The sequence below is a fragment of the Burkholderia sp. RS01 genome, assembly GCF_039748055.1.
Taxonomy (GTDB): domain Bacteria; phylum Actinomycetota; class Actinomycetes; order Actinomycetales; family Micrococcaceae; genus Arthrobacter.
Genome location: NZ_JBDLAK010000042.1, coordinates 1 through 12916, shown reverse-complemented (window position 1 = coordinate 12916; position 12916 = coordinate 1). Strand labels below are relative to the sequence as shown.

Sequence of the window (12916 nt, the reverse complement as noted above, 5' to 3'; positions counted from 1 at the left end):
CCGTCCGACGTGGGGGGGGGGGGGCGGTTATACGTGTGCGGGGGCGTTCTATGTTATTCCTCACCACTTTTTCCGTTCTGTATCACCACTGGCTCCCGAAAACTGGGCTGGTCCTCCGGCCCCACCCCGGGACGTTCAAGGGCTCGCTGACTGCGTTACAGGTCGCACGCGCGTTCGACGAAAGCTTCCCTCGAGGCTGTCCGGTCCGGCTTGCGGTGCACGGGCGTGTTGTTCTGATTCAGCCGCCAGTTGATATCAACGTGCCGCGGATGCGGGCTGCTCCTGGAAAGCCGGCATGACGTGTTCGACGAAGAGCTCGAGCGAGCGTTTCTTCTCCTCATGGGTGAGGCTGTTGTCGGACCAGAGGCTGAACTCGTCGACACCGAGTGCCTCGTAGTGGCGGATCCGCTCGATGATCTCGTCAGGTGTCCCGATCATCGCCGTCTTGTGGAGGGACTCCGGTGTGAACTCCGGGCGGTCGGCGAATTTCTCTGCAGGGCTGGGCTCGAGGAAACCGTTCTTCGGGGTGGTCTTGTTTCCGAACCATGCGTCAAAGGTCCTGTAGAACTTTTGGATGCCCTCCGCCGGGCGCCGCCATCCCTCGGGCTCGTCTGCGGGGTGAACGTGGGTGTGGCGGAGCACCATGAGGTCCGGACGGGGGACGCCGGGGTTGTTCTCCACAGCGGTGTCGAATTTGCGGGCCAGGTCTTCGACCTCCTCGTCGCCCTTCATGAGAGGCGTAACCATCACGTTGCAGCCGTTTGCGACCGCGAACTCGTGAGAGGAGATGTCGCGGGCGGCGATCCACATGGGTGGCGTCGGCTTCTGCACGGGCTTGGGGACGCTGGTCGAAGTCGGGAACTGCCAGACCTCGCCATCGTGGGCATAGTCACCTTCCCAGAGCGCGCGCACGGCCGGGACGAGCTCGCGCAGGTGCTTGCCGCCCTCGACGGCGGACATGCCGCCCATGAGACGGTCGAACTCGAACTGGTAGGCGCCACGTGCCAGACCGACTTCCATCCGGCCGTTGCTGATGACGTCCAGGAGCGCCGTTTCGCCGGCTACCCGGAGCGGGTTCCAAAAGGGCGCGATGATCGTTCCGGCGCCCAGACGGATGCGCGACGTGCGCGCCGCGAGGTATGCGAGCTGGGGCATGGGGCTGGGCGAGATGGTGTACTCCATTGAATGGTGCTCACCAATCCAGACTGTACTGAAGCCTCCGGCCTCCGCGATGAGGGTGAGCTCCGTCAGGTTCTCGAAGCATTCTTGGTGTGAGACGGTCTCGTCCCAGCGCTCCATGTGGGCGAAGAGGGAAAAGCGCATTAGTGACTCCTTCGTTCTGCGGCGGTGTTTGCCGGCACTTCCTGGGTGGGTGCCGCCTGGGCTGCTGCGTGGCGTTCGGCGATGGTTTGGTTACCGCGGGACCAGTGTTCGTGCTCGATTTCACGGATTACGACGGTGGTGTTTTCGGGTGCAGCGCCCACTGAACTTTCGGCGGCACGGTGAAGCTCGCTGATGAGCGAGCGGAGCTGCTCGGGGGTTCGGCCCCGGGCGATGGAGACTTCGATAAGAGGCATTGCGGCTCCTTAAGCTGCGGGGGAGGTTGGGGGCGGATACGGGCCCCTCAGAGGTGCTGACCCGGACTGTGCCGCCCGATTAATGAGGGGCATGGTTTCAGCTCCTCATGACGAAGGGGTCGGCAAGGGGGGATTCGTCCGTGTTGATCCAGACGCTCTTGAGTCTGGTGTATTCCCGGATGCTCTCCATGCCGTGTTCGACGCCGACCCCGCTGGTCTTGAAGCCTTCCCTGGGTGATTGGGGAGACATGGTGCGGTAGGTGTTGACCCAGACGGTGCCGGCTTCGAGGCGGCTAGCCATCCGGTGGGCCCGGGCGAGGTTGGTGGTCCAGATTCCGGCGGCCAGTCCGTAGCTGGTGTCGTTCGCCAGGCGGAGTACTTCTTCCTCGGTTTCAAATGGCATGATGGCAGCGACCGGGCCGAAGATCTCCTCCCTGACCACGCGCATGGAATTGTCGACGTCGGTGAGCACCGTGGGTTCGAAGAAGTAGCCGCTGAGGCCTGTGTCGGGCCGGCCGCCGCCGGTCAGAACGGTGGCACCTTCGGAAATGCCGAGGTCCACGTAACTGGCGACCTTGTCCCGCTGGTCTTGGAAGGCCAGCGGCCCGAGTTCAGTGGCGTCCAACAGCGGGTCGCCGATGACGATGCTGCGGGCACGGTTGGCGACCCGCTCAAGGAGCTCGTCGTAGACGGACTTGTGGGCGAACACGCGGCTTCCGGCGATGCAGGTCTGGCCGGCCGCTGCGAAGATGCCGGCTACGACTCCCATTGAGGCATTGGCCACGTCGGCGTCGGCGAACACAATGTTCGGGGACTTGCCGCCCAGTTCCAGCGTCGAGCCGATAAAGCGGGAGGCGGTTGAGGACGCGATGCGGGCGCCTGTGGCGGTGCTGCCGGTGAAGGAGATTTTGGCCAGTCGGCGGTCATCAACCAGTGCGGCTCCGGCTTCTGCGCCGAAGCCGGTGACGACATTGATGACTCCGGGCGGGAAGCCGGCTTCGTCGGCCAGTGCGGCCAGGCGCAGGACGGTGGCAGAGGTGTATTCGGACGGTTTGATCACGATGGTGTTGCCCGTGGCGAGGGCGGGAGCGAGCTTGCTGGTCGTGAGCGTCAGCGGCGAATTCCATGGCGTGATGGCCCCCACGACCCCGAGAGGTTCGCGGAGGGTGTAGTTCAGCATGGCGCGGCTGGAGCCCGGGATGGTGTCGCCCTGGATTTTGTCAGCCAGCCCGGCATAGTAGTAGTAATACTCGGGCATGGCAGCGAGCTGGGCGCGCATTTCCCGCAGGAGCTTGCCGTTGTCTTCGGATTCCATGCGGGCGAGTTCCTCCGCATGTTCGCCCACCAGGTCCCCAAGGCGCCGGAGCAGATGCCCGCGCCGGGTCTGGCTGAGATCCCGCCACGCGGGGTTATCGAAGGCCGCCGCCGCGGCTGACACCGCCCGGTCGATGTCTGATTCGTTACCGCGTGCGGCCCGATAGAGCACGTCCAGCGTGGCCGGGTTGGTGCTTTCGAAGTATTCCCCGGATGAGGGCGGAACCCATTCCCCGTTGATGAAGTGCTCGTAGCGGCGATCAGTGGACATGTGAATGCTCCTTGATGAAGGCAGTGAGGGTGTTGGCCAGCTCTTGGGGACGTTCCACCGGCATCATGTGCCGGGCCCCGTGGATGACCGAGTAGGTGCAGCCGGGTATGGCCGCGGCCAGCCGGGCGCTCATGTCCGGCGTCGATCCCGGGTCCAGCTCACCGGTCACGGCATGGGACGGAACAGTGATCCGGGGGAGCTCCGGCGCGATCTCGGCGTCTGCGGTCGCGAAGACGCGGTAGCAGGCGAGGAAGGATTGCGGGTCGTTGCGAAGCAGTACTTCCCGCGTTGCCACGACGACTTCCGCCGGGACAGGGGACCCTTCCGGGTACCACCGTCGGATGGATGCTTCCACCGTTGCGGGGAAGTCGGATTCCGCTGCGGCCAACCGCACCATCACCGCGGCGTGCTCTTCAGGGGTGCGGGCGCACACTGATCCGACGGAAACCAGGCTGGCCACGAGCTCGGGCCGGAACCTGGCCAGATGCTGCGCGACGAGGGCGCCCAGAGAGAATCCGACCACATGGGTGCCCGGTTCGAGGCGCTTTGCGACGTCCGCCGCGAGTGCGGCCAGAGTTAGCCCCTCCGGCGCGGCTTCCTCGCGGCGTCCGTGGCCCAGGAGCTCGAGGGTCTGAACGTCGTATTCCGGTTCGAGGAATTCACGCAAGGGTCCCCACATCGACCCGTCGAGGCCGACGCCGTGGATCAGTGCTACGCGGACGCGGCTCACGGGTGCGTCTCCTACTTCGTTTCGGTGGCGAAGGCGGCGAGGCGCTGCTGCGGGCGTCCCTGGGCTGCGGCGGCGAGGGCGATCACGATCTCATCGGCATGAGGCGCGTCGTTGATCCGGACCTCGATGCTCTGGTGGTGGGAACGGATGGTCGCGTCGGTGATGTGCTTGAGCGGAATGTCGAACACGACGCCGGCGGGGCCGCGCTTTTCCACAGCAGGCAGCAGGGTGGTGGCATTGGCAGCGTCACGGAAGTGATTTCCAAAGGCAAGGGTGTGGATGAGTCCGGAACCGTGCTCGATTTCACCGTTCAGGCCGACGATTGCGGCTTTGCCGTAGGCTTCGGCGGGGGCGCCGAGGGCTGCGAGCACGCGGGGTGCGAGGAGCGCGCCGATGTCTGAGGCGTTGGCGTCGATTCCGGCGGAGAGGTCCTCGACAAACCCCTGGCCGGCCCACGGGTTCTTGACGATGGCGGCCACGACGGCGACGCGCGCGGCGGGCGTGACCTCACGCCCCCCTTCGGTGAGGATGTCTTCGGTCAGGGTGACGATTTTGCGGATGCTCATGAAATTAGTTCTCCTAAAGTGTCTGCTTTGACGATGGGATCGGTGAGCCGGTCCCCGATGCGTGAATGGGGGCGGGGTCCAGTGGAAGCACCGAGTACGACGACGATTTCTCCGGGCCGCGGGGCATCACTGACCCGGGTGGTGATCGTCTGGTAGTTCAGGCCGCTTCGGGTTGCGACGCGCAAAGCGCCGGGTCGAGGTCGAGCGCGGCCAGCGTCTGCGCGTCGATGTCGATCCAGCATGCCACCACCATGCGCCCGTCGATCGACACCGGTGCGCCGGCCCGGTGGGCATGCACGCCGATCCGGCGGAACAGCCGCTCGATGCTGCAGAACGTGACCCCGATCAACTGGCGCGCGCCGCGCCGTGCCGCGCACTCCACGGCGGCGGCGAGCATCGGCCGCACCGACCAGGCCAGGCTGCCGGCATCGGCCCCTTCCTCGGGGGTCGCCGCGAAGCGCGACAGCTCCCAGACGTGGGCGGAGCGCGGCGCCGGATGCTCGTCGGCCAGCAGGTGCGGGAACACTTCCTGCAACAGGTAGGGGCGGGTGGTCGGCAGCAGCCGCGCGCAACCGCATATCTCCCCATTCGCATCGCGTCCCAATACGTAGACGGTATCGTCGCGATCGTACTGATCGCGCTCGAATTTTTCGTCTTCGGACGGCAGCTGCCAGCCGAGCTGCTCGACGAACACGCGATAACGGTACGAACCCAGCTCGGCGGCGATATGGGCGGGAAGGCGGCCTGCCTCGTGAACGAAAGTTTGCATGGGTGCGGGTGGCAGCGGCGTTCTTGTGCCACAGGGGCACGACCAGTGAGGCGCCGGCATCTGCCCGGTCATCAGCGAAGCAGATGATGGATTCGCCCTCAAAGTACTCGCGCACGAGGTTTCCAAAGAACGGCGTGTGAATTCAGGCGGCGATGGCTTGCCGGGCTGCCTGCCCCGGCTTGATTCCTAATGCCGCAAACGTTTGCGGATCAATATCGATCCAGCATGCGACCACCAGACGTCCGTCCACCTGCTTCGGCGGGCCTGCGCGGTGCGCGTGTATGCCGATCCGGCGGAACAGCCGCTCCATGCTCGCGAACGTCACGCCGATCAGCTGCCGCGCGCCGAGCTGCGCCGCGCATTCGACCACGGCCGCGAGCATCGGCCGCACGGCCCACTCGGCATTGCCCGACCCGCCTTCGTCGTCGGTCGCCGCGAACCTGGACAGCTCCCAGACGGCCGCCGATTGCGGCAGCGGCATGTCTGCGGCGATCAGGTCGGCGAACAGCGACTGCAGCAGATACGGGCGCGTCGTGGGCAGCAGGCGCGCACATCCGCACACGTCGCCGCCGGCATTTCGCGCGAACACGTACACGGTATCGTCGCGATCGAACTGGTCGCGCTCGAAGCTTTCGTTCGCCGACGGGAGCTCCCAACCGAGTTGTTCGACGAACACGCGGCGCCGGTAGCGCCCGAGATCCGCTGCAAGTTCGTGTGGTAACCGCCCTTCTTCGTGAACGAAGGTCCGCATCAGGGCGGCGCCGTGTTCAATCTCGCCGCCGGTGCCCACGATCGCCGCCTTGCCGAAGGCCTCAATGGCGTCTACGCCGCCGAGCTCCCTGGCGAGCACGTCGGTGAGTTTGCGCGCAAGCACCGGGGCTAGCCGGATTACTTCCTCGTTCAGGTCGTCGGTCGCTTTCCCGCCCAGCCAGGGGTTGGTGACAACGGCCGCTGCCGTGGCGCGGACCGCCGGGACGGCGGGGGAGAGGCCGTTTTCGAGCAGGATCTCCTCGCTGTAGTACACGATTTTGCGAATGCCGAGCCTTTGGCCGTGCATCATTTGGTCCCGCCCAGTGCGGTTTGGTCGGTGCACAGAGGCATGACCTGCTGGGAAAACGGCCGCTGGCTGTTCAGGGACTTTTCATGGGCCAGTCCGGGATGGGCCGGCCGGAGCATCATGTGCTCTCGTCCGGCTTCCCGCTGCAGCTCTTCAAGAATGCAAAAGCGCACGGCTTCCTCTCGTGTTGGTTGGTTCATTTCCGGCGGTCCAACGCCGTCTCGGTCATCAGCGCCTCACGGGATGAGGCATGGACGTGGTTCCTCATGGCGGTTTCGGCGCCGAAGGGGTCTTTGTGTTCGATCATTTCGAGGACGGCGCGGTGCTCACGGGTGGAGGCCGCGATCCTCCCCGGGTGTTCGATGGTGCGCAGGACCAGCCGATGGTAGGCCAGCTGGTTCATGAGCCGCTCATAGTGCTCCGCAAGTTTGAGATTGTCCGAACCCCGGACGATGGTCCAGTGAAACTCATGCACCAGCCGGGCGTAGGCCTCCCTGTCGTTCGTGAGGACCGCAGCCTCGGAGTCCTCGAGGTTCTGGCGGAGCGCCGACAGTTCCGGTGTTTCACCGCGCCGGGCGAGCAGTGATGCGGCGAGCCCCTCGAGGGATTCCTTGAGCTGGAACAGCTCGATGATCTCCCTGCGGGTCGGCTCCCGGACGAAGGTTCCCACCTTCGGACGTATCTCCACCAGTCCCTCGTTCTGGAGCTGCTTGAGGGCCTCCCGTACCGGAGTGCGGCTGACGTCGAATTCCTGGGCAAGGTAAGCCTCGGGCAGCACTGCGCCGGGTGGGAAATCGCCCCCCAGAACTAGCCCCCGGATCTTTTCGAGAAGGCCCGTCGGTTCGGCCGCTTCAACACTGAGCACCATTTCTTCTTGCATACATGCCAGCCTATGTTGCATGCAAGAAGAGCGTCAAGAGGACATGTCGACTTTTTTCAAAAGCGCAGAATTCCGGCAATTTCACCGTCTTTTCAAGTTTCTGTTGACGGGGTCATGTGACCTGCCTTACGGTCATTGGTATGCAACAGACACTCGAACCGCTAATCACGTCAGCTTGGCTCGCTGCTTGGGACAAGGGTGACCTCAATGCTCTGGACGGCCTCGTAGCTGCCGGCTACACGCGCACCAGCAAGGCGACAGGCGCAACTGTCGACATCGCTGGACTAAAAGCCGAGATCGCCGCGGTGCGGGAAGCCTTCCCGGACCTGCGCACGACGATCGACAACATCGTCGAAGGTGCAGAAACGGTGGCCGTCTTCTGGACGTCCACGGGCACCCACACACACGAATACCTCGGCGTCCCGCCCACAGGCCTTACCGTTCAGACCAGGGGCTCGAACATCCTGGTTCTCAAGGATGGGAAGATCACGAAAGAAACCGTGACGTGGGACGGAAGTGAGCTGCTGGCCGGCCTCGGGATTCGACCCCTGCGCGGGATAGCCGCGCCCGAGGTGGGCGAGGGCGGTGACGTCCCGGAGCTTGACGCGGACTTGATGAAGGCGTTCAACCGCCAGTTCATCACCGGCGTCACCGTGGTCACCACCAAGGAAGGCGAAACCCCCAAAGGGCTGGCGGCAAACTCGTACTGCTCAGTCTCCGTAGAGCCGCCCCTGGTGCTGATCTGTGTCCAGAAGACCTCCAGCACCTACCCGGCGCTCTTCTCGTCGAGCCACCTCGGCATCAACATCCTGGGAACGGAACAGCTTGGCACCGTGCGTGTCTTCGCCTCCAAGGCCCCGGACAAGTTTGCAGAGCTCGACTGGCACGAGGGACCTAACGGCAGCCCGCTTCTGGACGGCTCGGCCGCATCCCTCGAAGCGGAAATTCAGGAACGATTCCAGGCCAAGACGCACACGGTCTTTATCTGCCGTGTCCGCCATGCCGAGATCGACAACACGGCACCGATGGTCTACAAGGCCGGGCGGTTCTATGACGGAACAGACCTCGCCGAACTCTAAGTGCCGGCGCGGCTGACCAACCTCGGACAGGAAACCAGCCGCGCCGACCCAATCTGCTCGCAAGCAGCGCACCAAGGTGCGCACCCAACTATAGGACCAAAAATGAGCCCAGACATCACACATGCTGTCGAAGACAGTGTCGCCGAAGACCGCGGGTACCGCGACAGTCTCACCAAAATCGAGCCCTACGGCATCGAACACATCCCCGACGTGGAACGACACGGCAAGCCCCGCTCGCAGTTCTTCCTCTGGTTCGCGGCAGGCATGAACTTCCCCATCGTCGTCCTCGGCTTCAGCGCCGCCTACTTCGGACTGCCCTTCTGGGCCGCCGTCCTCGCGATCGTCCTCGCCGGCGTGACGTCCTCGGCGGGAATGGGATACCTGTCGGCCATGGGAGTCCGGCTGGGCGTCCCCCAGCAGATGCAGGGCCGGGGACCCCTCGGGTTCATCGGCAACCTTTTCCCGGTGGCCTACGTGAATGTCTTCGCCGGCATCGGCTGGGCCGCCGTGACCGTAATCCTCGGCGGCAAGGCCATCTCACTACTGACCGATGTGCCGTTCTGGCTTTCCGCGCTCATTCTCATGGGCATTCAGCTGGGCGTGGCCGTCATCGGATACAACCTGATCCACTTCCTCCAGCGCATCCTCTCCTTCGTCCTGGTGATCGGGTTCGCCTTCATCACCATCGTCGCGGCGGCCAATGGCCGTGTCGTGAACGTCGCCAACGAATCTGCCCCGGGCTTTGACGGGATCGGCGGATGGATCATCTTCTTCGGATGGTTCTTCTCCTTCATCGTCGCCTGGATGCCATTCGCCTCCGATTACTCGCGCTACCTTCCCAACACGGCCGGCAACAGGCGCGGTGCCGGCTGGGCGACAATGCTGGGAAACTTCATCACCCTGGTCTGGATGGGAGTCCTCGGAACCGTCCTCGGATCCACTACCACCGCCTCCGACAGCATCGGCGCCCTTAAAGAACTCATGGGCCCCTGGGCCGCGGTCGGACTTGGCGTCGTCGCACTGTCCTCCTTCACCCAAAACTTTCTCAACGTCTACGGCGGCGCGATCTCCATCCAGACCATGGGTGTCCCGGTCAAACGCCACATCGCCGTCGTGGTCATCTGCGTCGCCTCATACCTCGTAGCCCTGTGGGGCCAGGAAGGCTTCAACGCAGGTTTCACCGCCTTCCTGAATCTGACCGCCTACTGCATCGCCCCCTACGTGGCCGTTCTTGTGTGCGACTACCTTTTCGGTGGGCGCCGCACGGACCGGGGTCTGCGCGAGCTCTTCGACAAGAGCAGGAAGTTCGAATGGGGCTTCGTGGCTTGGGCCGCAGGCGTCGTCATCTCATCCCCGTTCTGGATGTCCTCGATCTACACCGGACCCATCGCAGCCGCGTTCCCCCAAATCGGAGACCTCTCCTACTATGTCGGAGCAGCCGTCGCAGCCGGCGTGTACTTCGCCACCCACCGGCGTCCGCGCCTCTCGGGACATGAAATGCTCGACCGCAGTATCGCCGGGCAGACCCTGTAAGCCCCAGGTGGCTCCCCGCGGATGGCGGGGAGCCACCGACCCGTCGCACGGCCGCCGCACATTGCCGCGGCGTGCGACGCAATCCCATCCGCCCAAGAACAATCGAGCCGTACGAGGAACACCATGAGTATCCCAACACTGATACGGGAACACCGGGAGGTGCATTCTCCCGCCGAATGCCAGCCCCGTGCGGTAGTGGCTGTCATCGTCGAACGGCACGGGCGGATTGCCCTCTTCAGGCGAAGCCAGTCCGTCGGACACGACCGCGGACGCTGGCACTGCATCACCGGATATCTTGAGCCCGGGGCCTCGCCGGAAGAGCAGGCCTTCGTGGAACTCCGTGAGGAAACCGGGCTGACCGAAGTTGACCTGACCGATTTCCGGTCAGGGACCCCGCTTCTGCTCACAGACCGCAGCGGCGATCCATGGCTGGTGCACACCTTCACGGCCGTCACCCCGCGACGCAGACTGTCCATCAATACCGAGCACGACGATTTCCGCTGGACGGCACCGTCGAAGGTCAGGCGATTCAGCAATCGGGTGGTATGGCTGGACCAGGTACTCGAGGCCGCCCAGGCAACACCCGACCACGGAACCAAATCATGACAGTGATTCAGGGCGTCGTCGAACACGGTGATGAACGAGGCAGGACCCTCGGCTTCCCCACCGCCAACATCCAGCTCATCGACGACCAGATCGAGGACGGGGTATGGGGAGCGCTGATCCGGATCGACTCTGGCAAGCGGTGCGTCGCGGCAGTTTCCATCGGCCGACGACGGACCTTCTATCCCCAGGACGGAAGCAAACTGCTTGAGGCCCACCTGCTTGACTTCAACGAGGACCTCTACGGGCGGGCACTGAGCGTCGTCCTGGCCGTCAAGCTGCGGGATCAGCACACCTTCTCAAGCATTCACGCCCTGGCTGAGCAGCTGCGCCACGACGTCACAGCAACCCGCAATTGGGCGAAACAACACTATCCCTGGCTCGTTCAGCCAGAAGCACATCAGAGCCGAAGTGACGACGGCTTGTGGCCCGAACAGCCACGCCAGACTGTAGTTGCCGCGCAATGACTAACGCACAAAACCTTTGGAAGGAGCCCTCAGTGGCTGAAGGAAACACCCTGACCCTCGGGCATGAAGCAGAACTCCTCGCATCCGTCCCGACCGGCCTTTTGATCGACGGGCGGTGGCGTGAGGCGTCCGACGGCGGCACGTTCGACGTCCACGATCCCGCCACCGGGGAGGTGCTCGCCACCCTGGCCTCCGCGACGAGCGAGGACGCCCTGGCCGCCCTGGACGCCGCGGACAAGGTTCAGGCCTCCTGGGCCCGCACCGCGCCCCGGGAACGCGCCGAAATCCTGCGCCGCGCCTTTGACCTGGTGACCGAGCGGGCCGAGGACTTCGCTCTGCTCATGACCCTGGAGATGGGCAAGCCACTGGCCGAAGCCCGCGGCGAGGTCACCTACGGCGCCGAGTTCCTGCGCTGGTTCTCCGAAGAAACGGTCCGCGACTACGGCCGCTACCTCACCACCCCCGAGGGAAAAAACAAGATCCTGGTGCAGAAGAAGCCCGTTGGACCGTGCCTGCTCATCACCCCGTGGAACTTCCCCCTGGCCATGGCCACCCGCAAGGTCGCGCCCGCCATCGCCGCAGGCTGCACCATGGTCCTCAAGCCGGCCAAGCTCACCCCGCTGACCTCCCAGCTGTTCGCCCAGACCATGCTCGACGCCGGACTGCCCCCAGGCGTCCTCAACGTCGTGGCCTCCGCCAGCGCCGCCGGCATCTCCGGGCCGCTGCTCGCCGACCCCCGGCTCCGGAAGGTCTCCTTCACCGGCTCCACCCCGGTCGGCAAGCGCCTCATCGCCGACGCCGCCCGGAACGTGCTGCGCACCTCCATGGAACTCGGCGGCAACGCCCCGTTCATCGTCTTCGAAGACGCCGACCTCGACGCCGCCGTGCAGGGCGCGATGGCGGCGAAGATGCGGAACATGGGTGAGGCCTGCACCGCCGCCAACCGCTTCCTCGTCCAGGCATCCGTCGCCGCCGAGTTCACCGCGAGGTTCGCCGCGGCCATGGGCGCCCTGACCACCGGCCGCGGCACCGAACCGGACACCACGGTGGGCCCGCTCATCGACGCCGGCGCCCGCCATGACGTCCACGCCCTGGTGGCCGCCGCCGTCGACGCCGGGGCGACACCGGTCACCGGCGGCGCCCCCGTGGACGGTCCCGGGTACTTCTACCAGCCCACCGTGCTCGCCAACGTCCCCAACGACGCCGCGATCCTGGGCCAGGAAATTTTCGGCCCCGTCGCCCCCGTGACCACCTTCGTCACCGAGGAGGACGCCATCCGGCTCGCCAACGCCACCGAATACGGCCTGGCCTCCTACCTCTACAGCCGCGACTTCAACCGGCTGCTGCGTGTGGCCGAACAGATCGAATTTGGCATGGTCGGGTTCAACGCCGGCGTCATCTCCAACGCCGCCGCCCCCTTCGGCGGGGTCAAGCAGTCCGGCTTGGGCCGCGAGGGCGGCTCCGAAGGCATCGCCGAGTACACCACCACCCAGTACATCGGCATCGCCGACCCCTGGGCCGGCGCGGGAGGCCGGAAATCGTGAACCACAGCAGAACCAGGACCTCGACGGGCGGGGCAAACAGTCATCTGGTCGTGATTGACATGCAACGCGCTTTCCGCCAAGCGGGGGACTGGCACATCCCGCGCTACGACGAAGCGGCGCAAAATATCGCACGCCTGGCAGCCTCCGGACTGGAACCCATTATCACGCGCTTCATCCCCGACCCCGCGGAAAACGGCTCGTGGTCCTCGTACTACGACCGCTGGCAAAGCATGCGCCTGGATCCCACCGATCCCATGTGGCGCATCGAGCTCACCGGCGTTGACGCCGGCGACACGATAGACCTTCCGACGTTCTCGAAATGGGGGGAAGCGCTGGCAGAACGAATCCCCGTCGGAGACGAGATGATCCTCACCGGTGTCGCAACCGACTGCTGCATCCTCGCTACCGCCCTCGGTGTACTCAGCCAGTAGGTTGGTTGCACCTGCTGATGGGTGGCTTGCCTCCGAGGCTGCCGTGGGGCCGGTGGTTGTTGTAGAAGTTTAGCCATGGCTGCAGGGCGTCGGTG

At 64.9% G+C, this 12916-nt stretch carries 16 protein-coding genes and 1 pseudogene; 6 read left to right on the top strand and 11 right to left on the bottom strand.

The features are described 5' to 3' along the window. Positions 1 to 255: 255 nt before the first annotated feature. The 10 genes and pseudogenes from ABFP37_RS22290 to ABFP37_RS22245 form a co-directional block, all read right to left on the bottom strand. Positions 256 to 1323: an LLM class flavin-dependent oxidoreductase gene (locus ABFP37_RS22290; RefSeq protein ID WP_347035008.1), complete on the bottom strand. Its 1068-nt coding sequence runs from the start codon at positions 1321 to 1323 to the stop codon at positions 256 to 258. Next, positions 1323 to 1577, bottom strand: a complete 255-nt coding sequence (locus ABFP37_RS22285; protein ID WP_347035007.1) for a tautomerase family protein — start codon at positions 1575 to 1577, stop codon at positions 1323 to 1325. The genes ABFP37_RS22290 and ABFP37_RS22285 overlap by 1 nt, the downstream gene beginning before the upstream one ends. 97 nt (positions 1578 to 1674) lie before the next feature. Then, complete coding sequence (locus tag ABFP37_RS22280) at positions 1675 to 3162, bottom strand: aldehyde dehydrogenase (protein WP_347035006.1); 1488 nt, start codon at positions 3160 to 3162, stop codon at positions 1675 to 1677. Continuing rightward, the gene (locus ABFP37_RS22275; RefSeq protein ID WP_347035005.1) at positions 3152 to 3892 is read right to left on the bottom strand and encodes an alpha/beta fold hydrolase; all 741 of its coding nucleotides are present in this window, start codon (positions 3890 to 3892) and stop codon (positions 3152 to 3154) included. Before ABFP37_RS22275 ends, ABFP37_RS22280 begins: the two co-directional genes overlap by 11 nt. 11 nt (positions 3893 to 3903) lie before the next feature. Next, positions 3904 to 4458, bottom strand: a complete 555-nt coding sequence (locus ABFP37_RS22270; protein ID WP_347035004.1) for an amino acid synthesis family protein — start codon at positions 4456 to 4458, stop codon at positions 3904 to 3906. Next, positions 4455 to 4700 carry an amino acid synthesis family protein gene (locus ABFP37_RS22265; RefSeq protein WP_347035003.1) on the bottom strand — a complete coding sequence of 82 codons (246 nt, stop codon included), beginning with the start codon at positions 4698 to 4700 and terminating at the stop codon, positions 4455 to 4457. The genes ABFP37_RS22270 and ABFP37_RS22265 overlap by 4 nt, the downstream gene beginning before the upstream one ends. Beyond that, entirely contained in the window at positions 4616 to 5227 is a 612-nt protein-coding gene (locus tag ABFP37_RS22260) for an acyl-homoserine-lactone synthase (protein ID WP_015877501.1), read from the bottom strand. Before ABFP37_RS22260 ends, ABFP37_RS22265 begins: the two co-directional genes overlap by 85 nt. A gap of 142 nt (positions 5228 to 5369) precedes the next feature. After that, positions 5370 to 5978, bottom strand: coding sequence for an acyl-homoserine-lactone synthase (locus ABFP37_RS22255; protein WP_131949441.1), 609 nt, complete (start codon positions 5976 to 5978; stop codon positions 5370 to 5372). 3 nt (positions 5979 to 5981) lie between these two features. Further along, positions 5982 to 6284: pseudogene (locus tag ABFP37_RS22250) on the bottom strand (amino acid synthesis family protein); the annotation flags it as partial. 196 nt (positions 6285 to 6480) lie between these two features. Next, complete coding sequence (locus ABFP37_RS22245; protein WP_347035002.1) at positions 6481 to 7164, bottom strand: GntR family transcriptional regulator; 684 nt, start codon at positions 7162 to 7164, stop codon at positions 6481 to 6483. A gap of 140 nt (positions 7165 to 7304) precedes the next feature. Here ABFP37_RS22245 and ABFP37_RS22240 point away from each other — a divergent pair, with 140 nt between their 5' ends. The 6 genes from ABFP37_RS22240 (at position 7305) to ABFP37_RS22215 (ending at position 12821) form a co-directional block, all read left to right on the top strand. Further along, positions 7305 to 8243: a flavin reductase gene (locus ABFP37_RS22240; RefSeq protein WP_347035001.1), complete on the top strand. Its 939-nt coding sequence runs from the start codon at positions 7305 to 7307 to the stop codon at positions 8241 to 8243. 102 nt (positions 8244 to 8345) lie between these two features. After that, entirely contained in the window at positions 8346 to 9776 is a 1431-nt protein-coding gene (locus tag ABFP37_RS22235; RefSeq protein ID WP_347035000.1) for a cytosine permease, read from the top strand. A 123-nt stretch (positions 9777 to 9899) separates the two neighbouring features. Continuing rightward, positions 9900 to 10382 (top strand): NUDIX domain-containing protein, encoded by a 483-nt coding sequence (locus ABFP37_RS22230; RefSeq protein ID WP_347034999.1) that lies wholly within the window; start codon positions 9900 to 9902, stop codon positions 10380 to 10382. Then, positions 10379 to 10846, top strand: coding sequence for a riboflavin kinase (locus ABFP37_RS22225; RefSeq protein WP_347034998.1), 468 nt, complete (start codon positions 10379 to 10381; stop codon positions 10844 to 10846). The genes ABFP37_RS22230 and ABFP37_RS22225 overlap by 4 nt, the downstream gene beginning before the upstream one ends. Before the next feature lie 50 nt (positions 10847 to 10896). Continuing rightward, complete coding sequence (locus ABFP37_RS22220; protein ID WP_347035009.1) at positions 10897 to 12390, top strand: NAD-dependent succinate-semialdehyde dehydrogenase; 1494 nt, start codon at positions 10897 to 10899, stop codon at positions 12388 to 12390. Positions 12391 to 12440: 50 nt separating this feature from the next. Next, positions 12441 to 12821: an isochorismatase family protein gene (locus ABFP37_RS22215; protein ID WP_347034997.1), complete on the top strand. Its 381-nt coding sequence runs from the start codon at positions 12441 to 12443 to the stop codon at positions 12819 to 12821. On the opposite strand, the gene ABFP37_RS22210 is transcribed toward ABFP37_RS22215, so the two are convergent. Continuing rightward, the coding region (locus tag ABFP37_RS22210) for an integrase core domain-containing protein (RefSeq protein WP_347034936.1) at positions 12811 to 12916 on the bottom strand (106 nt) is incomplete at its 5' end. The two genes, ABFP37_RS22215 and ABFP37_RS22210, sit on opposite strands and share 11 nt — an antisense overlap.